Below are 20,563 nucleotides of genomic sequence, written 5' to 3'. Positions count from 1 at the left end.
GAGGTGTCCGCAGTGTGGCGGGTCGGGCCGCGATGGTGCTCGGGGCGTCACGCCGTCTGACATCCTGGACGGATGGACATCGGCAGTGTGCTCGGGCTCGAGCAGCTCACCTGGGGCACGCTGATCCTCATCGTCATCGCGGCCTTCGCCGCCGGCTGGATCGACGCCGTCGTAGGCGGTGGAGGGCTGCTGCAGCTTCCCGCCCTGCTGTTGATCCCCGGCATCTCACCGATCCAGGCACTCGCCACCAACAAGCTCGCCTCGGTCTTCGGCACGGCCACGAGCAGCGTCACCTACTACCGCCGAGCGAAACCCGACATCCGCACGGCGCTGCCGATGGCGGTGATCGCGCTCGTCGGCTCATTCGGCGGAGCCGCCGTCGCCACGGTGCTGCCGGCCGCGGCATTCAAGCCGATCATCGTGATCGCACTGCTCGTCGTGGCCCTCTTCACGGCGTTCCGCCCGCAGATGGGCGCCGCGACGCGGCTGCGCTTCAGGGGCCACAAGCACCACATCATGGCGGGGCTCGCCGGTCTCGTGATCGGGTTCTATGACGGGCTCATCGGGCCGGGCACCGGGACGTTCCTTGTGATCTCGCTCGTCGCACTGCTGGGGTATGACTTCCTGCAGGCGAGTGCGAAGGCGAAGATCGTGAACCTCGCCACGAACACCGGCGCGCTGCTGCTCTTCATCCCACACGGTGCCGTGCTGTGGCTGCTGGGCGGAATCCTCGCGGTGGCGAATGTCGCCGGCAGTTATCTCGGCTCGCGCATGGCGATCTCACGCGGCACGACCTTCATCCGCGTCGTGTTCCTCGTCGTGGTGGTCGCCCTGATCGCCAAGCTCGGCGTCGACGTGTGGAACGAGAACATCGCTCCCGCGCTCGCGCAGATCGGTCGTTGAGCGAGGCCGGGTCGCGACGCTTCGTCTCAGTCGACTTCGTCGTCTTCGCTCAGCGAACGGGAGATGAGCGGGGCGGCCGCTCGCGCAGATCGGTCGTTGAGCGAGGCCGGCGGAGCCGCCCGAGACGAAACGTGGTGAGGTCGAGTCGCGTCGCATCGTTCCGGCCGAACGACCGGGGTACGCGAAGAGGCCCCCTCCTGCCTGAGCGGGAGAGGGCCTCTGCGTGAGAGGGTCAGGCCTCGTCGTCCTCGGGCTCGAAGTCGACGCCGGCCTCGGCGCGCTGCTCGGCCGTGATGGGCGCCGGAGCCGCCGTCAGCGGGTCGAAGCCGTTGCCCGACTTCGGGAAGGCGATGACGTCGCGGATCGACTCGGTCTTCGCCAGGTGCTGCAGCACGCGGTCCATGCCGAGCGCGATTCCACCGTGCGGCGGTGCGCCGAACTTGAACGCGTCGAGCAGGAATCCGAACTGCTCCTGCGCGACCTCGTCGCTGATGCCCATGACCTCGAACACGCGCTTCTGCACGTCTTCGCGGTGGATGCGGATCGATCCGCCGCCGAGCTCCGAGCCGTTGCACACGATGTCGTAGGCGTAGGCGAGAGCCGAACCGGGGTCGGTGTCGAACGTGTCCTGGAACTCGGGCTTGGGCCCCGTGAACGCGTGGTGCACGGCGGTCCACGCTCCGGCGCCGACGGCGACGTCACCGGATGCCACGGCATCCGCGGCCGGCTCGAACATCGGGGCGTCGACGACCCACGTGAACGCGAACTCGTCGGGGTTCAGATAGCCGAGGCGGCGGCCGATCTCGACGCGGGCGGCGCCGAGAAGAGCGCGACTCTCCTTGGTCGATCCGGCGGCGAAGAACACGCAGTCACCGGCAGAGGCGCCGACGAACTCGGCGAGGCCGGCCTGCTCGGCCTCGGACAGGTTCTTGGCTGCGGGGCCGCCCAGCGAGCCGTCCTCGTTGAAGAGGACGTAGGCGAGACCGCGGGCGCCGCGCTGCTTGGCCCAGTCCTGCCAGGCGTCGAGCTGCTTGCGCGGCTGGCTCGCGCCGCCGGGCATGCGCACCGCGCCGACGTACTCCGCCTGGAAGACGCGGAACGGCGTCTCGGCGAAGTACTCGGTCGCCTCGACGAGCTCGAGCCCGAAACGCAGGTCGGGCTTGTCGGAGCCGTACTTCGCCATCGCCTCGGCATAGGTGATGCGGGGCAGAGGCGTCTGCACCTCGACGCCGATGGTCTTCCACATCGCGACGACCAGCGACTCCATCAGGGCGATGACGTCCTCCTGGTCGACGAAGCTCATCTCGATGTCGAGCTGCGTGAACTCGGGCTGGCGGTCGGCGCGGAAGTCCTCGTCGCGGTAGCAGCGCGCGATCTGGTAGTACTTCTCGACACCGCCCACCATGAGCAGCTGCTTGAAGAGCTGCGGCGACTGCGGCAGGGCGTACCAGCTGCCCGGGTGCAGCCGGGCGGGCACGACGAAGTCACGGGCGCCCTCGGGGGTCGACCGCGTGAGGGTCGGGGTCTCGACCTCGGTGAAGTCCTCGCCGTGCAGCACGTCGCGAACCGCCTTGTAGACGTCGGAACGCAGACGCAGCGCGGAGGCCGCCGCCGGACGACGCAGGTCGAGGTAGCGGTACTTGAGACGAGCCTCCTCGCCGACCGTCTCGGTGTCGGCGACGGCCGTGGACACCTGGAACGGCAGGGGAGCGGACTCGTTGAGCACCTCGACGTCGGTCGCGATGAGCTCGATCTCGCCGGTGGGGAGGTTCGGGTTCGCGTTGCCCTCGGGGCGGCGGGAGACTTCGCCGGTGACCTTGAGGACGAACTCGTTGCGCAGCGGGTGCGCGACCTCTTCATCGCGGATGACGACCTGCGCGATGCCGGACGCATCCCGAAGATCGATGAACGCGACTCCTCCGTGATCACGACGGCGATCGACCCAACCCGAGAGGGTGACGGTCTGACCGATATGCTCGGCTCGCAGTGAGCCTGCCGAGTGGGTGCGAAGCACGGAGGATTCCTCCTGATCTGGGAGATGATGAACCCGCCCATTCTACGTGGGCGGGTGCTGCCTCCCCGCCCGCGGCATATCGGTCAGTAGGATCGCCACGACAGCCGCTCGACCAGCGAAAGGGTCATCATGGACTCCAACGGCATCTCGGATCTCTACGCATCGATCTTCTCCGGCACGACGGGCCTGATCGCCCTCGTCTTCTACGTCCTCGTCGTCATCGGCCTGTGGAAGGTGTTCACGAAGGCCGGCTACCCCGGCATCCTCGCGATCATCCCCATCGTGAACGTCGTCTTCCTCGTCAAGATCGCCGGGATGTCCGGCTGGCTCGCGCTGCTCTACCTCATCCCGATCGTCGGTTTCATCTTCGGGATCATCGTCGCGATCAAGCTGGGTGAGCGCTTCGGCAAGGGCGGGCTCTTCTCGTTCTTCCTGCTCTTCGTCTTCCCCTACATCGGGTATCTGATCATCGGCTTCGGCGAGTCCCGCTACCGCGCGGTCTGACGTGGTGGCGTCGCGACTGCACCTCGTCCGTCACGGCGAGGTGCACAATCCCCAGCGCGTGCTCTACGGGCGGCTGCCCGACTATCACCTCAGCAAGGCGGGGAGGGAGATGGCGCGAGCCGCGTCCGATCACATCGCCGGTCTCGATCGCCCGGTCGCAGCTCTCTACTCCTCGCCGCTCGAGCGGGCACAGGAGTCGGCGGAGCCGTTCTCCGAGCGCTTCGGACTCACACCCGAGATCGACATCCGCCTGATCGAGCCGACCAATGTGTTCGAGGGCACGCAGATGCGCCGCTCGCTGATGAACCCGCTCAAGTGGTGGCACCTGCGTCAGCCGTCGCTGCCGAGCTGGGGCGAGCCGTACGCATCGATCGCCGAGAGGATGCTGGGCATGATGGCCGAGGCATGGCGATCCGTCGACGACGGCGACCTCGTGATGGTCTCGCACCAGGCGCCGATCTGGATCACCCACCTCCGCGTCGCGGGCCTGCCGCTGCAGCACGACCCGCGCACTCGGCGCTGCGCGCTGTCGAGCGTCACGTCTTTCGAGCTCGTCGGCGATGTGTGGCGCGAGGTCGCGTACGCCGAACCCGCGGCGACGGGTGGGGCAGTCGATGTCGGGGCGGTCTGAAGTCTGAGCTAGCGGCTCTGGTCGCAGTGATGGTCGCTCCCCGAGTCGGGAAGCGACCATCACTGCGCTGCGGCGAAGATGCTCGCGATCACGGAGCCATCAGCGACTGGATGACCCCGACCGCCGCGAGCTGACCGGCCGCGGCGGCCAGCAGCACCGAGGCCATCGGCCCCGGAAGCGACGCACGGTGTGCGAGGTCGCCCGCGGCGAAGACGCCGGCGAGTGAGGTGCGACCGAAGTCGTCGATCTCGATCGACCCGGACGGCAGCATGTGCAGCCCGAGCTGGTCGGCGAACGGCGCACGGTGGCGGAGCGAGCCCGATGCCACGAAGACGCCGGCCACAGTCCGATCGCCGGAATCGGTGGTGACCCGCACATCGTCGCCGTCCGGCGCTACCGCCGTCACGAGGTCCACGCTCACCCGCGCTCCCAGCCCTTCGAGAGTCTGCACGTCTTCTGCGGAGAACGCCTGATCGACGGGGAAGACCGTGATGTCTCCTGCGATGCGACCCAGAAGCCCGATCAGGTGCTCGGCCCGAGGCGCGGGGCCGAGAATGGCGATGGAGCGCCTCGCATGCTCGTGGCCGTCGCAGAACGGGCAGCTGAAGGCCTTCACTCCCCACAGCTCCCGCAGGCCGGGCACGGATGGCAGATCGTCGGCGACGCCGGTCGCGAGGATAACGCTCTTCGCCTCGGCGGAGACTCCGTCCGCGAGCATCACGGAGAACGCGCCCTCCGCGCCCGAGACCGACTGCGCTCCGACGTCACGGATCTCGACGTCGGCATACTCGGCGAGCTGAGTGCGCGCGGTCGCGCGGAACTCCGCCGGGGGAGTTCCGTCGTTCGCGACGACGTTGTGCATGTGCAGCACCGTGCCGTTGCGGTACTCACCGGAATCCAGCAGCAGCGTCGAGCGGTGCGTCCGTCCCAGGGTCAGTGCCGCCTGCAGGCCGGCGGGGCCTGCTCCGATCACGATCGCGTCGTACATGTGGTGTCCTTCCGAGGGGCGGCGGTTGCTTTCGTCCTCAGTCTGTGACTTCATGTCAACATGAAGTCAAGTGTCGAGAGTCCCTGGTCCGTCGGCGAGGTGGCTGCCCGTTTCGCGCTGCCCACGAACGTGCTGAGGCACTGGGAGACGGTCGGGCTGCTGCGACCCGCACGCGACTCCGCCGGGAGGCGCCGATACGGGCAGGACGACGTGGTGCGCATAGCGGTGATCCAGCGCAGCAAGGCGGCCGGAATGACCCTCGACCAGATCGCCGTGCTCCTCGACGACGGAAGCGCCGGTCGGCACGAGGTGCTGCAGCAGCACCTCGACGATCTCGATCGGCGGATGGAGGACATGCGCCGATCACGCGAGATGACCGAGCATGCGATGGGATGCCGTTCGCACGACATCGCCACGTGTCCTCGCTTCCGCGCGAGTGTGGCCGACGTGCTCGCCCGGCTCTGACAGCGGGCTTCCACGGCCGGGGCGTCCGGCCCATGCATAGGAACCCCCGCGTAAACTGGGAATCGTGCCACTCGCCTCGACGGTTCTTCCGATCCGCAGCGGCCGCCCCTCCCGCATTCGGCCTTCTCGCCGTGCGGTCGGTGCCGCGCTCGCCGCGGTACTAGCCATCGGTCTGAGCGCCTGCGCTCCCGATCCCGTGAACGACTCGTTCCTGAGCGGAGACAATCCCGGCTACGTCGCGGCCGACGGGGCGATCGTCGAGATCCCGGTCGCCGAGCGCGGCGAACCCGTCGTCGAATTCGGCGGCGTGACCGAGAACGGCGACGACTTCAGCAGCTCCGAGCTCGCGGGCAAGGTGACGGTCGTGAACTTCTGGTACGCGGGCTGCGCACCGTGTCGGGTCGAGGCAGAAGACCTCGAGAGCGTGTGGCAGGAGCACGGCGGAGACGACGTGGCCTTCCTGGGCATCAACACCCGCGATCAGGCCGACACCGCCAAGGCGTTCTCGGCGGAGTTCGGCGTGACCTACCCGAGCCTCATCGATGTCGACACCGCCGAGGCGAAGCTCGCCTTCGCGTCGTCGGTGCCGATCCAGGCGACGCCGACCACTCTGGTGCTCGACAAGCAGGGCCGGGTCGCCGCCCGCATCATCGGGCCGATCGACGGCACCTCGATCCTCTCGACGCTCGTCAAGGACGCGCTCGCGGAGGACTCATGAGTCTTGCGGAAGCGGCATGAACCCCGGGACGATCATCGACTCAGGAGCGCTGTGGCTCGCGATCCCGGTAGCGATGCTCGCTGGGCTCATCTCCTTCCTCTCACCGTGCGTGCTTCCGCTGGTGCCGGGCTACCTCGGGTTTCTCGGGGGAGCGGTCACCCCTCGACGAGAGCGGTCGGAGAACGGCAGCGGCGTCGCGACGGTCGAAGCTCCCGCTCGCGGACGACTCGTGTTCGGTGTGCTGCTGTTCATCCTGGGCTTCAGTCTCGTGTTCGTCTCGCTGACAGCGCTCGGCGGGCTCGCCAACGTCTTCCTGCTGCAGTGGGGTGAGCTGATCACCCGCATCCTCGGCGGCGTGATCATCCTGATGGGACTCGTGTTCCTCGGTCTCTTCGGCTTCGCCCAGCGCGAGCTGCGCTTCCAGGTCGACTCCAAGGCCGGCCTGATCGGCGCACCGCTGCTGGGAATCGCGCTCGGAATCGGCTGGGCTCCGTGCATGGGGCCGACGCTCGCCGCGATCTTCGCCCTCTCGTTCAACCAGGGCGACCCGGTGCGTGCCGGCATGCTCGGCCTGGCGTACTCGCTCGGCCTGGGCCTGCCGTTCCTGCTGGTCGCTCTCGGGTTCGGGTGGGCCACCAAGACGATCGGGTTCCTCCGTCGCCACATCCGCGTCGTGAACGTCATCGGCGGCGTGCTGCTGATCGTGCTCGGCCTGCTGATGCTGACCGGCCTCTGGACCGACATCATGTCTCGACTGACGGTGGTGATCGGCAGTGTCCCCCTCCCGTTCTGATGAGAACACGACGCATCGGAAGGATGACGTGAGCAGCACAACCGAGAGGTCCAGCGATCCGCTGCGCCCGTCAGACCACGTCGACGGCGAGGAGTCGATCACCCAGCCACGCCTCGGGTTCGTGGGCTGGCTGCGCTGGGGCTGGCGTCAGCTGACCTCGATGCGCACCGCGCTGATCCTGCTGCTCGTCCTCGCGATCGCGGCGATCCCCGGCTCGATCTTCCCCCAGCGGATGGCCGACCCCAATGGCGTCACCCAGTGGGAGCGCGACAATCCCGATCTCTTCCCCGTGCTCGACGGGCTGAAGATGTTCGACGTCTACCTGTCGCCGTGGTTCTCGGCCATCTACCTGCTGCTGTTCGCCTCCCTCGTCGGCTGCGTCATCCCGCGCATCCGTCACCACGCCAAGGCGCTGCAGGCGCGGCCCCCTCGCACGCCCGCACGTCTGAAGCGACTCGCCGACTTCCGTGCCGTCGAGCGCACGTCGCCAGACGCGCCAGCCGACGCTGCGGCGACGATCGACATCGCGACGAAGCAGCTCAAAGCGCTCGGATACCGCGTCGAGCGCTACGACTCGGGCCGCACCGCGTCGGTCTCGGCCGAGCGCGGCTACTGGCGCGAGTCGGGCAACCTGCTCTTCCACCTCGCCCTCGTCGGCGTGCTGATCACCGTGGGGGTCGGGGGAGGGTTCGCCTACACCGGCCAGCGCGTGCTGGTCGAGGGCGAGACGTTCGCGAACACGCTGCTCGACTACGACTCGATGAACCGCGGCCGCTTCGTCGGCGACGGGGCGCTCGCGCCGTACTCGATGCGCCTCGACAGCTTCGACGTCACCTACCAGCCCTTCGGCGAGCCCGGCTCGGGTCAGGCCGGCGACTTCTCGGCCAACGTCACGGTGCAGGAGAACGGCGAGGAGCGCACCGGCTCGGTCAAGGTCAACGAGCCTCTCGGCGTCGCCGACGACAACGTCTTCCTGCTCGGCAACGGCTACGCGCCGACGATCACCGTGCGCGACCCCGACGGGGAGGTCGTGTTCACGAACAGCACGCCCTTCCTGCCCCAGGACAACAACATGACGTCGCTCGGCGTCATCAAGATCCCCGACGGTCTCAGCGAGCAGGTCGGCCTCGTCGGCTTCTTCTACCCGACCACGGGTGTGCTCGACACGGGCGCGTTCTTCTCCGGCTTCGGGGACCTCACCAACCCGACGCTCACCCTCGACGTCTACACCGGCGACCTGGGCATCAACGAGGGCATCCCCCGCTCGGTCTACGTGCTCGACACCACCGGCATGACCAAGGTCACCGGACGGACGACAGACCTCGAATCGATCGAGCTCACGCCCGGACAGACGGCCGACCTGCCGAACGGCATGGGGACCGTGACCTTCGAGGACGAATCGCCGGCGGGGGCCACCGACGCCTCGCAGTCGGTCAAGCGCTTCGCCTCGCTGCAGATCCACCGCGACGCGTCGGGTCCGTGGGTGCTCGGCTTCGCACTTCTCGCGCTGGGCGGACTCATGCTCGCCCTGTTCATCCCTCGGCGCCGAGTGTGGGTCAAGGCGACGGGGCAGGACGGCATCGTCTCTCTCGAGTACGCCGGTCTCGCGCGCGGCGAGGATCCGACTCTCGCCACGGCTGTCGACGACCTCGTGGCCGGTCACGCGCGTCTGATGGACGCCGCGGGAGTGACGACTGCGGTCGAGGCGCCGGTCGCGACCGGCGACGAGTCCGACAACGCCGCGACGGCGTCCGAGGCCGTCCGCGACGGTGACCCCGAGCACCCTGCATCCGACACCCCGAAAGTAGACTGACACCATGTTCGATCTCGAAGTGATCTCGCCGATCCTGCTCTGGACGGCGATCGCGGTCTATGCGGCGGCCTTCGTGGCCTTCGCCTTCGACCTCGCCCGCCGGTCGCAGCTGTCGGCCGATGCGGCGAGCGTGCGGGAGTTCGAACTGGTCGGTGCCGGCGCGGGTTCGCGCGGCGCCAAGAGTGCTTCGGCATCCGGCTCGGATGCCGCCCCTCAGCGCTTCGTGATGGCGCGCATCGGCACCTCGCTCACCGTGCTCGCGTTCATCTTCCACCTCGGAGCCACGGTGACGCGTGGTCTCGCGGCCGGGCGAGTGCCGTGGGCCAACCTCTACGAGTTCGCGATGATGGGCACGCTGCTGATCGTCGCGGTGTTCCTCGTGGTGCTGACGCGCATCGATCTGCGCTTCCTCGGCACGTTCATCACCGGTCTCGTCGTCGTGCTGCTGGGTCTCTCGGCCACGAACTTCTACGTCGATGTCTCGCCTCTGATGGACCCGCTCAAGAGCGTGTGGCTGGTGATCCACGTCTTCGTGGCCTCCCTCGGCACCGCGTTCTTCGCCCTGGCCTTCGCTCTGTCGGTGATCCAGCTGATGCAGTCCCGCCGGGAGCGTCTCATCTCCGAGGGCGCCGAGAAGACCGGCCCCGGGTTCCTGCGCACCTTCCCCGGGTCGGAGCGCCTCGAGAGCATGGCCTACCGCTTCACGATCATCGGCTTCATCCTCTGGACGTTCACGCTCATCGCCGGTTCGATCTGGGCCTACTACGCCTGGAGCCGCTTCTGGGGCTTCGACGTCAAGGAGACGTGGACCTTCGTGATCTGGGTGCTCTATGCGGGGTACATCCACGCGCGCGCGACGCGCGGCTGGCGTGGCAACCCCTCGGCCTGGCTGGCGATCGTCGGCTTCTCGGCCGTGCTCTTCAACTTCACGATCGTCAACGTGTTCTTCAAGGGTCTGCACGCCTACTCGGGCCTCAGCTGAGCGCCCGAGCGGTTCTCATCTGAACGAACGCAGTCCGAACGGGATGACTTCGGAGTGTTCGGCGCCGTCTTCGTACCAGACGAGCTCGGCCTCGCTGATGGTCTCGGCGGGGCGTGAGCTGAGCGAGCGACGGGACTTGTGCGACAGCTCCGTCCATGCCGCGGGGGCGAGCGTCTTCGCGTAGATCACCGACAGGTGGAACGTCCAGTCCTCCGTGCTGCGCTCGTCGAGTCGACGCAAGTCGGTGCCCTCGAGAGCTTCGCTGAGGTTCGCGTAGGCCGACACGAGCGAGGGGGTTCGTCTCAGGCGAAGGATGACGACCTGCCACGGAGCCGGGAACACGTCGACGGCCTCGGCGACGACCTCGATCGGGCGCTGCGCCACTGCCCATTCGCGGATCAGGGCGAGCAGCTCCTCCCGGCGCTCGGGCTCGTGGAATGCGCGAAGCGTGACGTGCTCGGTGTGCGGGTGCGGAGCATCCATTCGGCCGAGTGCCGACCTCTGCTCGGCCCGGTAGACGTCCGACACCGCTCTCGTCGGGCGCAGCACGAGATACTGCTGCCCCTCGAGTGACTCGAGCTGGGCGGGAGAGGTCATGAACGGGCGACGCATCTTCTGATCGTACGTGCGTCGGGGAGTATGCGAATACCGCCTCTGCCCGGGCGAGCGCGGCTTCGGAGCTGTATGACGATGCGCCGTGCATCGAGTGCCATGCACGGCGCATCGTCGGATGTGATCCGAAGGTGTGCCAGGGCTGCGTGCCCGGAGAGGACGCTCAGGCGGTCGCCATGGCCGCCTTCACTGACGTCGTGCGACGCAGGGCGACCGCGATGGTGGTCACGACGAGCGACAGCACACCCCACACGATGAGGCCGGCGGCTGCGCCTCCGTTCGCGGTGATCAGCCCGGCGAACGCGGGGGAGGTCGGCAGAGACGCACCGAGATCCGCCAGCCAGCCGGGCACCGTCGAGATCAGTCCCGTCGCGATCGCGAGCACCCCGACGAGAGCGCTGATCCAGCGACCGATGCCGCCGAAGACTGCGACGAGCGCCTGGTTGACCGCGGCGAAGACGATTCCCGCCAGCACCGCGATTCCGGCGAACGCCCACCAGGTGGCGGCGTCGTAGCTCGCGACGATCTGCACGATCAGTGAGACCAGCAGGCCCTGCGCGGCGCCGATGGCGGCCGCCGGGGCGAAAGCGCGCAGCGCGAGCCCGGCAGAGGAGCGCCGCGACGTGAGCGTGCGTGCGGTGTGGGCCCGCATCACGAGGAACGAGGCGAGAGCGCCGAACCACAGCACCACGGCCGCGAGCAGCGGGATCGCCGTCGGCCCGAAGATCGTTGCACCGTCGGCTCCCTTCGACGCCACAGGGTCGGCGATCACCGAGGCCAGGGAGGTCGACTCCGAGTCGCTGAACGACGGGAGGGAGTCGGATGCGGTGCGCAGGCCTCCGGCGAGATCGTCCGTTCCGGTGGCGAGGGTGTCGAGGCCGGTCGCGAGGTCGGCGGCTCCGGTCGCGAGCTCGGTCGTCCCGTCGGACAGCTGAACGGCTCCCGTGGACAGTGCACGTGCGCCGGCGGCGGACTCGTCGAGGCCCTGGGACGCCAGCTGGTTCAAGCCGTCCGCGAGAGTCGTCGCGCCGGCGCCGGCCTCACCGAGCTGGGTCGCGAGGGTGGTGAACGCGCCGGGCAGGGTCGCGATCTGCGGTTCGACCGCCGTGAGATATCCCGACGCGGTTCCCGCGGACTTCGCCGCTGCTCCCGCGTTCGCCGCTTCGGTCGCGAGCTGCGCGCACAGCTCTCCCGAGACATCGGGGTCGCATCTCGCAGCCATCGTGCCGAGTGTCTGCGCGAGGGCCGCTGTCTTCGTCGCCGCGTCCTTCGCCGCATCGGTTCCGGTCGTGATCGCCCCCACGAGCGCGGGCATCTGCCCTGCCTGGTTCTGAAGCTCTGCGGCCCCTGCGGTCAGCCCCGTGCCGATCTGGCTCGCTCCCCCCGCAGCCTCGCGGGTCTTCGCAGCGAGCGTGTCGAGCCCTGACGCGAGCGAGGACGCACCGCTTCCGAGCTCGGCGGCACCCGAGGCGAGCTGCGTCGCGCCGTCGGGGATCGCGGCCGCGCCCGTCGCCGCATCCCGTGCGCCGGTGGCGAGCTCGGCCGCGCCGTCGGCGGCTTCTCCGATCTGATCGCCGATCGTGGTGAAGCCGACGAGGATGTTCTCGGTCGTCGCCTCCGACAGCAGCGTGCCCATGCTCGAGGCGGCCGCATCCGCGATCTGACCGGTGATGAGATCGTCGGCCACGAGCCCGTCGTCCGGTGTGGTGACCCGGATGGTGGCCTGCTCGGCATCGCCTCCGCCGTCCGAGATCGCCTGCCCTGCAGAGGTGGCGGCGGCTGAGAACTCCTCGGGGATCGTGATCACGGCCTGATACGACCCGTCGGCGAGCCCGTCGGCCGCGTCATCCTCGTTCGAGATCACCCAGGTGAGGTTGGAGTCGAGCTCGTCCGATCCTTCGACGAGCCCTGATGCGAGCTGCCGACCCAGCGGCGTCAGCTGTCCGTCGATCTCCACAGGCTCGTCGAGGTTGACGATCGCGGCGGTCATCGAGTCGAGGCGCTCGGTCGGGTTCTGGAGTGCCGCGACCAGGATGCCGCCGACGGCTGCGGGCAGCAGCAGGATGCCGAGGATCGTCAGCCACGTGATGGGCTTGCGCGAGCGGGCGCGTTCGATGGGGAGGGTCATGCGTTCACCTCGGTCGATTCGGTGGTGCCGTCGGCGGTGCGGGGCACCGAGGACTCGGGTCGTGTCTGTGCTGAGGGCGCGTCGACGTCGATCACGTCGGCGGGAGAGCGGCCGGCGTCTGCGAGGATCTCGAGGCCGATCTTCGGGTCGAGCGCGGTGAGCAGGATCGCTGTCGTACTGCGAGAGTCGCGCAGTCGCGCCGCCAGCTGATCGCGTTCGGGGCGCGAGAGTCGGTCTGCTCCGTCGATCACCACGAGTGCAGGGCGTCCGCGCAGCGCCTCGGAGAGGTCGGCCGACAGGCGGGCGGCATCGGCGGTCATGACCGCTCCGACATGTGCGCGCACCCACGCCGCTCGACCCGGCAGCAGATGGCCGGCGACCCGGAGGCGTCCGTCATCGGGCGTCGCGCGGCCGGCGATCGTCAGAGCCAGCGCGCGCAGTGCACCGGCGGAGGAGCCCGTGAGCACCGCTGATCCGCCGGGAGCGAGGCGCAGGTGGAGGCGGTCGATGCCGGCATCCGTCACCGAGAGATCGTCGGCGGCCACGACCGAGTCGTCTCCCGGCCAACCGGCCAGGTGGCGCTCGCGTTCGACCGCTTCCCCCTCGATGTCGACGCGGGGGAGGACCTTCTCCAGCCACGCCGGGATCTCCCACGCCCGCTCGCCGAGGATGGCCATGAGAGCGGGGATCAGCGTCATCCGCACCAGGAACGCGTCGATCGCGATGCCGGCTGCGAGGCCCAGCGCGATGGGCTTGAGCGACGAGTCACCCTCGGGGACGAACGCGACGAACACCGCGAACATGATGAGTCCTGCCGCGGTGACGACCTTCGCAGACCCCGTGAAGCCGCTGCGCACGGCGCGCAGCGCGGCGGCGCGACGGACGGCTCGGTCAGGACTCTTCGCGTCGGGGTCGTGCACGAAGTCCTCGCGCATGCGCGACACCAGGAAGACCTGATAGTCCATGGCGAGTCCGAACAGCACGCCCATCAGGATGATCGGCATGAAGCTGATGATCGGGCCCACCTTCGCGACGTGCAGGGCGTCGGCGAACCAGCCCCATTCGAACACCGCGCCGACGATGCCGAACGCGGCCACGATCGACAGCAGGTATCCGGCTGCGGCGGTGATCGGCACCCAGAGCGAGCGGAACACGATCGTGAGCAGGATCAGCGAGAGGCCGATCACGAAGATGCCGAAGGGCAGCAGCGCGTTGCCGAGCTGGTCGGAGATGTCGATGCCGACCGCGGTGAATCCGGTCACCTTGAGGTCGATGCCGAACTCGTCGAGCCACTCGTCGTGGTGCGACCGCAGCTCGCGCACGAGGTCGGCCGTGGCAGGGTCGTCGGGCGCCGTCTCGGGGATGATCTGCACGATGCCGGTGTCGGCCGTCTCGTTCGGCGTCGAGAGGGCGACCTCCTTGACGCCGTCGATCTTCGCGACCTCGTCGCCGAGGTCCTCCATCAGCGTGAGCGGATCCGTCGATGTGACGATCGTGCCCGTGAGGATCATCGGCCCGTTGAAGCCGGGGCCGAACTCCTCGGCCACGAGGTCGTAGCTCTGACGCGCCTCGGAGTCCTTCGGCAGCACGCCGGCGTTGGGCAGTGCGAGGTTCAGGCTCAGGGCCGGCACCGCGATGATGCCGAGGCCGATCACGACCGCGAGTGAGACGAGTATCGGGCGGGTGGTGACGCCGGTCACCCAGCGCTCGCTGAATCGCACATGCGTAACCGGAGCGGGCTTGCCCTTCTTCGCCTTCGGAGCCTTGCGCGGCCGACCCGCCACCCTGCCCTTCATGAAGCCCAGCAGCGCAGGGGTGAGCGTCACCGCGATCGCGACGGCGACCGCGACGGCGGCGGACGCCGCGATGCCCATGGTCGTCAGGAACGGGATGCCGGCGAAGCCGAGTCCGATCAGGGCGATCAGCACGGTCACGCCCGCGAACACCACGGCGGAGCCGGCCGTGCCGACGGCGCGGGCGGTGGATTCCTCGGGGTCGACCCCCTCGCGCACCTGATCCTGGTGCCTGGCCATGATGAACAGCGCGTAGTCGATGCCGACCGCGAGCCCGAGCATGAGGGCGAGGAGAGGAGTGGTCGACGAGACCGTGGCGAAGGCGGTCGCCGCGAAGATGCCGGCCATCGAGATGCCCACGCCGAGCACAGCCGTGAGCAGCGGGAGCCCTGCGACGACGAACGAACGGAAGGTCACGATCAGCACGAGCAACGCGATGAGCAGTCCCACGGCCTCGGTCAGTGTGACACCGGGGATGGAGGTGGCGAACAGTTCGCCACCGAGAGAGGTCTGCGATCCGTCCGGAAGCTCGTCGGCGAGCTCGGCCACGACGGCTCGCAGGTCGTCCTGTGTCTCGTCCGAGACATCGCTCGCCTGGCCGTCGAACTGCAGGCGGATGATGCCGGCGGTCTCGTCGTCGTTGACCATGCCGCTGACCATCTCGTCGAACGGGGAGGTGGCCGAGAGCACGGAATCGTCGAGATCGGCGAGCTGGTCGACGGCATCGTCGATGTCGTTCCGATACGTGTCATCCGTGATCGAGTCGCCGTCCGCGGCGACCACGATGATCTGCGCGCTGGTTCCGCTGACTGCGGGGAAAGAGCGGTTGAGCTGCTCGAGACCCGCCTGCGACTCGGTTCCGGGAATCGAGAAGGAGTTGTCCGTGCCGGCCCCGAGAACGAGGGCGCCGGCGCCGGCGATGCCGAGTGCGAGGAGCCAGGAGACGAGGACGCGCCACGGGTGCCGGTAAGACCAGCGGCCGAGCGAGGACAGGAGTGTGGACACGAGGCTCCTCAGGGAATGCGGGCCGGATACACAGGTGTATCCAATACATAGATGTATCGTAAGGTGATCCGAGCCCCGGAGTCTGTGTGCGGGGTGTGAGAATGAGAGGCAGGAGGATTCGATGACGACACCCGCCACGCGAAGCCGAGAGAACACGCGCGCCAGGCTTCTGGATGCCGCCGCGCAGGTCTTCGCCGAGGTCGGACTCGACGGCGCCTCCGTCGAAGCGGTCTGCGATCGCGCCGGTTTCACGCGTGGAGCGTTCTACTCGAACTTCGAGTCGAAGGACGAGCTGTTCCTGATGCTCGCCGGCAGCGTCGGCGAGCAGCGCGTCAACGGGGTGCGTGCCCGCGTCGAGGAGATCGCCGCTGAGGGCGGCCTCTCAGAGGGGTGCGACCCGGTCGAGCTCGTCCAGCGCATCATGGATGCGGGAGGCGACGACCGGCTCGGTGTGATGCTGATGAGTGAGATCCGCATCCGCGCGCTGCGCGATCATCAGTTCGGCTCGGCCTACCTCGTGCAGGAGCGCGAGATGGTCTCGAGCATCGCGGTGATCATCACGGACATCGTCTCGGTGAGCTCACTCGAGCTGAAGGTTCCGGCCGAGGAGGCCGCGCGCATGCTGATGATCCTCTGGGAGGGCATGACCGTTCGCGGTGCGATGGCGGGCCAGGACTCCGATCAGCTGCGGCACTCTGGCAGCGAGGAGCTGGGCAGGCTCGTGCAGCTGCTGCTCGCGGAGTGACGTCGCCGCTCAGCGCGCGGCGAGCACCTCGTAGCAGCGGCTGAGGCGATCGAGCCACCAGTCGCGACGATCGTCGTCTGCGGCGAGTCGAGCAACTGCCGCGGCGTCCGGCGTAACGCGTCCAGCGGGGATCGAGCCGTCGACCGGGCGCAGGTCGGCGACGTCGTCGAGGAACAGGGATGCGGTGCCGAGCCCGCAGTCGTAGTCGAGCGTCGGCAGCGCGGCGGCGAGCGCCGCACCCTGCGAGAGTCCGATCGCGGTGTCGAGTGCACTCGAGACGACCACGGGGAGGCCGGCGGCGGTGACGATCTGCAGCGCGTGAGTGATGCCTCCGAGGGGTTGCGCCTTGATCACGAGCAGGTCGGCGGCCTTCTCCCGAGCGACCGCGAGCGGGTCGGACGACTTGCGGATGCTCTCGTCTGCCGCGACCGGGATGCCCATGTACTTCACGCGCGTGCGCAGCTCGGCGAGTTCGGGCACCGTGGCGCAGGGCTGCTCGACGTACTCGAGGTCGAACTCGTTGAGCGCGTGCACCGCATGCTCGGCCTCGTCGACGTTCCAGGCTCCGTTGGCATCCACACGGATGCGTCCCTCCGGCCCCATCGCCTCGCGCACGGCTCGCACGCGAGCGACGTCGTCCGCCAGTGTCTGGCCGGGCTCTGCGACCTTGACCTTCGCCGTGCGGCACCCGGCGAACCTGGCCAGCACGTCGGCGACCCGTGACGCCTCGATGGCGGGGATCGTGGCGTTCACGCCGATGCGCTCGCGCAGGGGTGCCGGTTGCGGCCGCCACGCGAAGTCGATCGCGGCCGCGAGCCAGGTCGCCGCTTCGGCATCGTCGTATTCGAGGAACGGAGAGAACTCGGCCCATCCCTCCGGGCCCTCGAACAGCAGCGCCTCGCGAGTGTCGACCCCGCGGAAGCGGGTGTGCATCGGAAGAGAGACGACCCTGGCCGAGCCGAGCAGATCTGCGAGCGGTGGGAGCATGTGCTCATTCTGCTCTGTCGGAGCTGCCTCCGGGATCCGCCGTGCCGACGGATGCTTCTCAGATCAGGCGCTTCTGCAGTTCGCCCAGTCGTTCGCTCGGGCGGAAGCCGAGCAGCGTGTTCACGGCGAGCATGTGCGCGTTCGATTCCGCGTTGTAGGTGTAGACGGCGCGTGCCTGAGGGGCCTCGCGGTGCAGCATCCGCAGGTTGGCGACCTTGACCGCGATGCCGAGCCGGTGGCCTCGGTCGGCGGCGCGCACGAGGGTTCCCCACTGATACGCGTTGCCGTCGTCGGTCGACACGACGAGCTGCGAATAGGCGGCGGCGTCGCCGTCCGGGGAGAGGGCGATCGTGCCGAACGAGATGCGGCCCTGAAGATCGAGCAGCTCCTCGCTCTCGCGGATGCTGTCGACGTCGGGCTTCTGCGGTTCGATGTCGAGCTCGCCGGTCGGCGCCTCGGTCTCGAGCGTGGCGTCGAGGATTGTCCAGCGCTCCACGACGTCGTCGGGGATGCGGCCGACCCAGCTGCGGATCTCGTACTGCGAGATGGCCGAGGCGATGTCGTTCTCGATCCGGTCGAGCAGCGAGGGGTCGACCGGAAGGGGCAGTCTGCTCTGCACGTCGCCGAGAGCGAGGGTGTAGCCGTGGCGCCTCGCGAACTCGCGGCCGGGGGAGCCGGCCCCCTCCGATCCGAGCTCGTAAGGCCACGACGCCGAACCCTGCGCGGTCGTGCGTTCGGATGTCACGGCTTCGCGCTCGAGGTGGGCCAGCGCCTCCGCGCCGATGCCGCGTCGTCGGTGGCGGGTTGGCACGCTGATCGCGAGGTGCGCGACGTGCGTGTTGTCTTTGAGCGGCAGCCCGAGGCTCGCGGATCCGACGATGTCTGCGCCGTCGTGGAGCAGATACGCGCGCCGATCGACGACCGCCGATTGCTGCTGCAGCTCGCTGCGGCACTCTGCCCGAGACCAGACGACGGCGTCCGCGCCACGGTCGGCTCGTTCGGCTGCGGCGTAGCAACCCCACCATGCATCCACCGCGCCGTCGTCGAAGGGATCGACGCGGGAGATCTCGATCGTCATGCACCCACGGTAGTTGCTCGATCGGGAAGGCTGACGGCTCGGATGGAAGCTCGTGGCGCGTCACACCTATGTGTGATTGACAATGGTGTGTGACGCACAGTAATGTGACGGACATGAACGAGACCCTCGACACGCATCTGCAGGAACTGCGCCGCGGCACCGTGGTGCTGGCCTGCCTGCAGCTGCTGCGCACTGCGGGGTACGGCTACGGACTGCTCGAAGACCTGGAGCGCCGCGGCTTCGCCACCGATGCGAACACGCTGTACCCGCTGCTTCGCAGGCTCGAGAAGCAGGAGTACCTCACGAGCGAGTGGAACACCGACGAGGCGCGACCTCGCAAGTTCTACCGCACATCGGACGCCGGCATCCGGCTCGCCGACACCCTGACCGAAGAATGGCGATCGCTCACCGCGGCGATCGCGACCCTCACAGTCGAGGAGCACTGACATGACCACGACAGCCACGCTCACCGAGCGCTACATCAGCGCCACGATCCGCAGCCTCACGCCCGAGGTGCAGGACGACGTCCGGGCAGAGCTCGAAGCGTCGATCGCCGATGCGATCGACGCGAAACTCGAACAGGGGGAGACCCCTGCAGCCGCCGAGCGCGCCGTCCTCTCCGAGCTCGGCGACCCCGGGATCCTCGCGGCGGGCTACGCCGACCGTCCACTGCATCTGATCGGGCCGAAGTACTACCTCGTCTGGGGGCGGCTGCTCAAGCTGCTGCTGTGGATCGTCCCGGCGTGCGTCTTCGGAGGAGTGGTCCTCGGGCAGCTGCTCGACGGTGCTCCGACCGGCGAGATCATCGGCACCGCAGTCGTCGCGACACTCGGCTCGGTCGTGCACATCGGATTCTGGGTGACGCTGGTCTTCGTGATCCTGGAGCGCGCCGGCACGGACACCGGCGTGAAGTGGAGCGTCGACCAGCTCCCCGAGCCGACGCAGAACGGCGCGGGGCGGGCCGATGCGATCGCATCGATCATCTTCCTGCTGCTCGGCGTGGGCGCGGTGTTCTGGGACGCACTCCTCGGCTTCTTCCCGACCGGCGGTGATCCGATCGCGATCCTCGACCCGGGGCTCTGGCCGTGGGGCATCACGTTCTTCTTCGTGCTGTTCGCCGCAGAGGCGCTGCTGGCGGTCGTGGTCTACGCGAAGCGACGGTGGACGGTCGGTGCTGCGGTGGTCAACACACTGCTCGCCGCGGTCTTCGCCGCCTGGTCGATCACGCTGCTGCTGCAGGGAGCACTGATCAACCCCGAGTTCCTGAGCTTCGTCTTCACCGACAACGGGGTGACCGACGAGACCATGCGGATCCTCACGGTGATCACGGGCTTCTGCCTGATTGCCTTCCCGATCTGGGACATCGTGGACGGATGGATCAAGACGGCTCGCGCCCGCCGACCCTGACTGCAGATCCCAGACGGCGTCGCCTCTTCGGGGCGACGCCGTCTGCGTCTGCAACCCCGGCGGGAATAGGCTGGATGCTGTGACCAGCACATTCGTCTCAGACCTGTTCGACCCGGACGAATGGGTGCTCGCGCCCGGTGCCGAGGACTACACCGACATCACCGCCCACGTCAGCACGGACGGCGGAGTCGCCCGTATCGCGTTCAACCGCCCAGAGGTGCGCAACGCCTTCCGCCCGCACACCGTCGACGAGCTCTACCGCGCGCTCGATGACGCACGGCAGAACCCCCGCATCGGCGCGGTGCTGCTGACGGGCAACGGTCCGAGTCCGAAGGACGGCGGCTGGGCGTTCTGCTCCGGCGGCGATCAGCGCATCCGAGGCCGCGACGGCTACAAGTACTCCGACGACGAGACGACCGTGCACGACCCCGCGCGTGCCGGTCGCCTGCACATCCTCGAGGTCCAGCGCCTCATCCGCTTCATGCCCAAGGTCGTCATCGCGGTGGTCCCCGGGTGGGCGGCGGGCGGCGGGCACTCGCTGCACGTGGTCTGCGACCTCACGATCGCCTCGGCGGAGGAGGCGCGGTTCAAACAGACCGATGCCGACGTCGGAAGCTTCGATGCGGGCTACGGCTCGGCGTACATGGCTCGGCAGACCGGGCAGAAGTTCGCCCGAGAGGTGTTCTTCCTCGCCGAGGAGTACTCGGCGCAGCGGGCGTACGAGGCAGGAGCCGTCAACCGGGTCGTTCCGCACGCCGAGCTCGAGCGCGAGGCGCTGAAGATGGCGCGCACCGTGCTCACCAAGTCGCCCACGGCGATCCGCATGCTGAAGTTCGCATTCAACGCGGTGGACGACGGGCTCGTCGGTCAGCAGGTGTTCGCGGGCGAGGCCACGCGTCTCGCCTACGGCACCGACGAAGCGGTCGAGGGCCGCGACTCGTTCCTCGAGAAGCGCGACGCCGACTGGTCGTCGTTCCCCTGGCATTACTGAGCGGAT

Annotated in this window: 19 protein-coding genes; 12 read left to right on the top strand and 7 right to left on the bottom strand. The window is 68.5% G+C overall.

The window, feature by feature from the left end:
* The first annotated feature begins 72 nt into the window (after positions 1-72).
* Complete coding sequence (locus OB895_RS07905; protein WP_042539007.1) at positions 73-903, top strand: sulfite exporter TauE/SafE family protein; 831 nt, start codon at positions 73-75, stop codon at positions 901-903.
* A 232-nt stretch (positions 904-1,135) separates the two neighbouring features.
* Here the strand turns inward: OB895_RS07905 and aspS are convergent, their stop codons facing one another.
* On the bottom strand, positions 1,136-2,917 hold the full coding sequence (aspS, locus tag OB895_RS07900; protein WP_079112314.1) for an aspartate--tRNA ligase: 1,782 nt from the start codon (positions 2,915-2,917) through the stop codon (positions 1,136-1,138).
* Positions 2,918-3,046: 129 nt separating this feature from the next.
* Here aspS and OB895_RS07895 point away from each other — a divergent pair, with 129 nt between their 5' ends.
* Both OB895_RS07895 and OB895_RS07890 read left to right on the top strand, forming a co-directional pair.
* Positions 3,047-3,421, top strand: coding sequence for a DUF5684 domain-containing protein (locus OB895_RS07895; protein WP_042539011.1), 375 nt, complete (start codon positions 3,047-3,049; stop codon positions 3,419-3,421).
* A gap of 1 nt (position 3,422) precedes the next feature.
* Positions 3,423-4,052 (top strand): histidine phosphatase family protein, encoded by a 630-nt coding sequence (locus OB895_RS07890; RefSeq protein ID WP_042539013.1) that lies wholly within the window; start codon positions 3,423-3,425, stop codon positions 4,050-4,052.
* A gap of 88 nt (positions 4,053-4,140) precedes the next feature.
* Here OB895_RS07890 and OB895_RS07885 read toward each other — a convergent pair whose 3' ends face one another.
* Positions 4,141-5,040 (bottom strand): NAD(P)/FAD-dependent oxidoreductase, encoded by a 900-nt coding sequence (locus OB895_RS07885; protein WP_311879746.1) that lies wholly within the window; start codon positions 5,038-5,040, stop codon positions 4,141-4,143.
* A gap of 60 nt (positions 5,041-5,100) precedes the next feature.
* Between OB895_RS07885 and OB895_RS07880 the strand changes: the two genes are divergently transcribed.
* From OB895_RS07880 to ccsB, 5 genes are all read left to right on the top strand, one after another.
* Positions 5,101-5,505, top strand: coding sequence for a MerR family transcriptional regulator (locus tag OB895_RS07880; RefSeq protein ID WP_079112316.1), 405 nt, complete (start codon positions 5,101-5,103; stop codon positions 5,503-5,505).
* A 64-nt stretch (positions 5,506-5,569) separates the two neighbouring features.
* Complete coding sequence (locus OB895_RS07875) at positions 5,570-6,223, top strand: TlpA family protein disulfide reductase (protein WP_079112317.1); 654 nt, start codon at positions 5,570-5,572, stop codon at positions 6,221-6,223.
* Between the two features lie 16 nt (positions 6,224-6,239).
* Positions 6,240-7,016 carry a cytochrome c biogenesis CcdA family protein gene (locus tag OB895_RS07870; RefSeq protein ID WP_079112318.1) on the top strand — a complete coding sequence of 259 codons (777 nt, stop codon included), beginning with the start codon at positions 6,240-6,242 and terminating at the stop codon, positions 7,014-7,016.
* A 28-nt stretch (positions 7,017-7,044) separates the two neighbouring features.
* A complete protein-coding gene (gene resB / locus OB895_RS07865; RefSeq protein ID WP_153302135.1) occupies positions 7,045-8,829 on the top strand; it encodes a cytochrome c biogenesis protein ResB in 1,785 nt (594 codons plus the stop codon).
* A 4-nt stretch (positions 8,830-8,833) separates the two neighbouring features.
* Positions 8,834-9,811: a c-type cytochrome biogenesis protein CcsB gene (gene ccsB / locus OB895_RS07860; protein WP_079112320.1), complete on the top strand. Its 978-nt coding sequence runs from the start codon at positions 8,834-8,836 to the stop codon at positions 9,809-9,811.
* 15 nt (positions 9,812-9,826) lie between these two features.
* Here ccsB and OB895_RS07855 read toward each other — a convergent pair whose 3' ends face one another.
* From OB895_RS07855 to OB895_RS07845, 3 genes are all read right to left on the bottom strand, one after another.
* Positions 9,827-10,423 carry a 2'-5' RNA ligase family protein gene (locus tag OB895_RS07855; RefSeq protein WP_228385655.1) on the bottom strand — a complete coding sequence of 199 codons (597 nt, stop codon included), beginning with the start codon at positions 10,421-10,423 and terminating at the stop codon, positions 9,827-9,829.
* Positions 10,424-10,586: 163 nt separating this feature from the next.
* Entirely contained in the window at positions 10,587-12,551 is a 1,965-nt protein-coding gene (locus OB895_RS07850) for a YhgE/Pip domain-containing protein (RefSeq protein ID WP_079112321.1), read from the bottom strand.
* Positions 12,548-15,349 (bottom strand): MMPL family transporter, encoded by a 2,802-nt coding sequence (locus tag OB895_RS07845; RefSeq protein WP_079112322.1) that lies wholly within the window; start codon positions 15,347-15,349, stop codon positions 12,548-12,550. The genes OB895_RS07850 and OB895_RS07845 overlap by 4 nt, the downstream gene beginning before the upstream one ends.
* A gap of 121 nt (positions 15,350-15,470) precedes the next feature.
* Between OB895_RS07845 and OB895_RS07840 the strand changes: the two genes are divergently transcribed.
* Positions 15,471-16,094: a TetR/AcrR family transcriptional regulator gene (locus tag OB895_RS07840; RefSeq protein WP_042539029.1), complete on the top strand. Its 624-nt coding sequence runs from the start codon at positions 15,471-15,473 to the stop codon at positions 16,092-16,094.
* Between the two features lie 9 nt (positions 16,095-16,103).
* Here the strand turns inward: OB895_RS07840 and OB895_RS07835 are convergent, their stop codons facing one another.
* A complete protein-coding gene (locus OB895_RS07835) occupies positions 16,104-17,081 on the bottom strand; it encodes an o-succinylbenzoate synthase (RefSeq protein ID WP_079112323.1) in 978 nt (325 codons plus the stop codon).
* 58 nt (positions 17,082-17,139) lie between these two features.
* Positions 17,140-18,159 carry a GNAT family N-acetyltransferase gene (locus OB895_RS07830; protein ID WP_079112324.1) on the bottom strand — a complete coding sequence of 340 codons (1,020 nt, stop codon included), beginning with the start codon at positions 18,157-18,159 and terminating at the stop codon, positions 17,140-17,142.
* 113 nt (positions 18,160-18,272) lie between these two features.
* On the opposite strand from OB895_RS07830, the gene OB895_RS07825 reads away from it, so the two are divergent.
* The 3 genes from OB895_RS07825 (at position 18,273) to OB895_RS07815 (ending at position 20,557) form a co-directional block, all read left to right on the top strand.
* Entirely contained in the window at positions 18,273-18,605 is a 333-nt protein-coding gene (locus OB895_RS07825; protein ID WP_042539035.1) for a PadR family transcriptional regulator, read from the top strand.
* Position 18,606: 1 nt separating this feature from the next.
* Entirely contained in the window at positions 18,607-19,566 is a 960-nt protein-coding gene (locus OB895_RS07820; protein WP_042539037.1) for a permease prefix domain 1-containing protein, read from the top strand.
* A gap of 79 nt (positions 19,567-19,645) precedes the next feature.
* Entirely contained in the window at positions 19,646-20,557 is a 912-nt protein-coding gene (locus OB895_RS07815) for a 1,4-dihydroxy-2-naphthoyl-CoA synthase (RefSeq protein WP_042539039.1), read from the top strand.
* The last annotated feature ends 6 nt before the right edge of the window (positions 20,558-20,563 follow it).

The organism is Microbacterium forte, assembly GCF_031885415.1.
GTDB classification, from domain to species: Bacteria; Actinomycetota; Actinomycetes; order Actinomycetales; family Microbacteriaceae; genus Microbacterium; species Microbacterium forte.
This window is presented reverse-complemented; position numbering and strand designations above follow the sequence as displayed.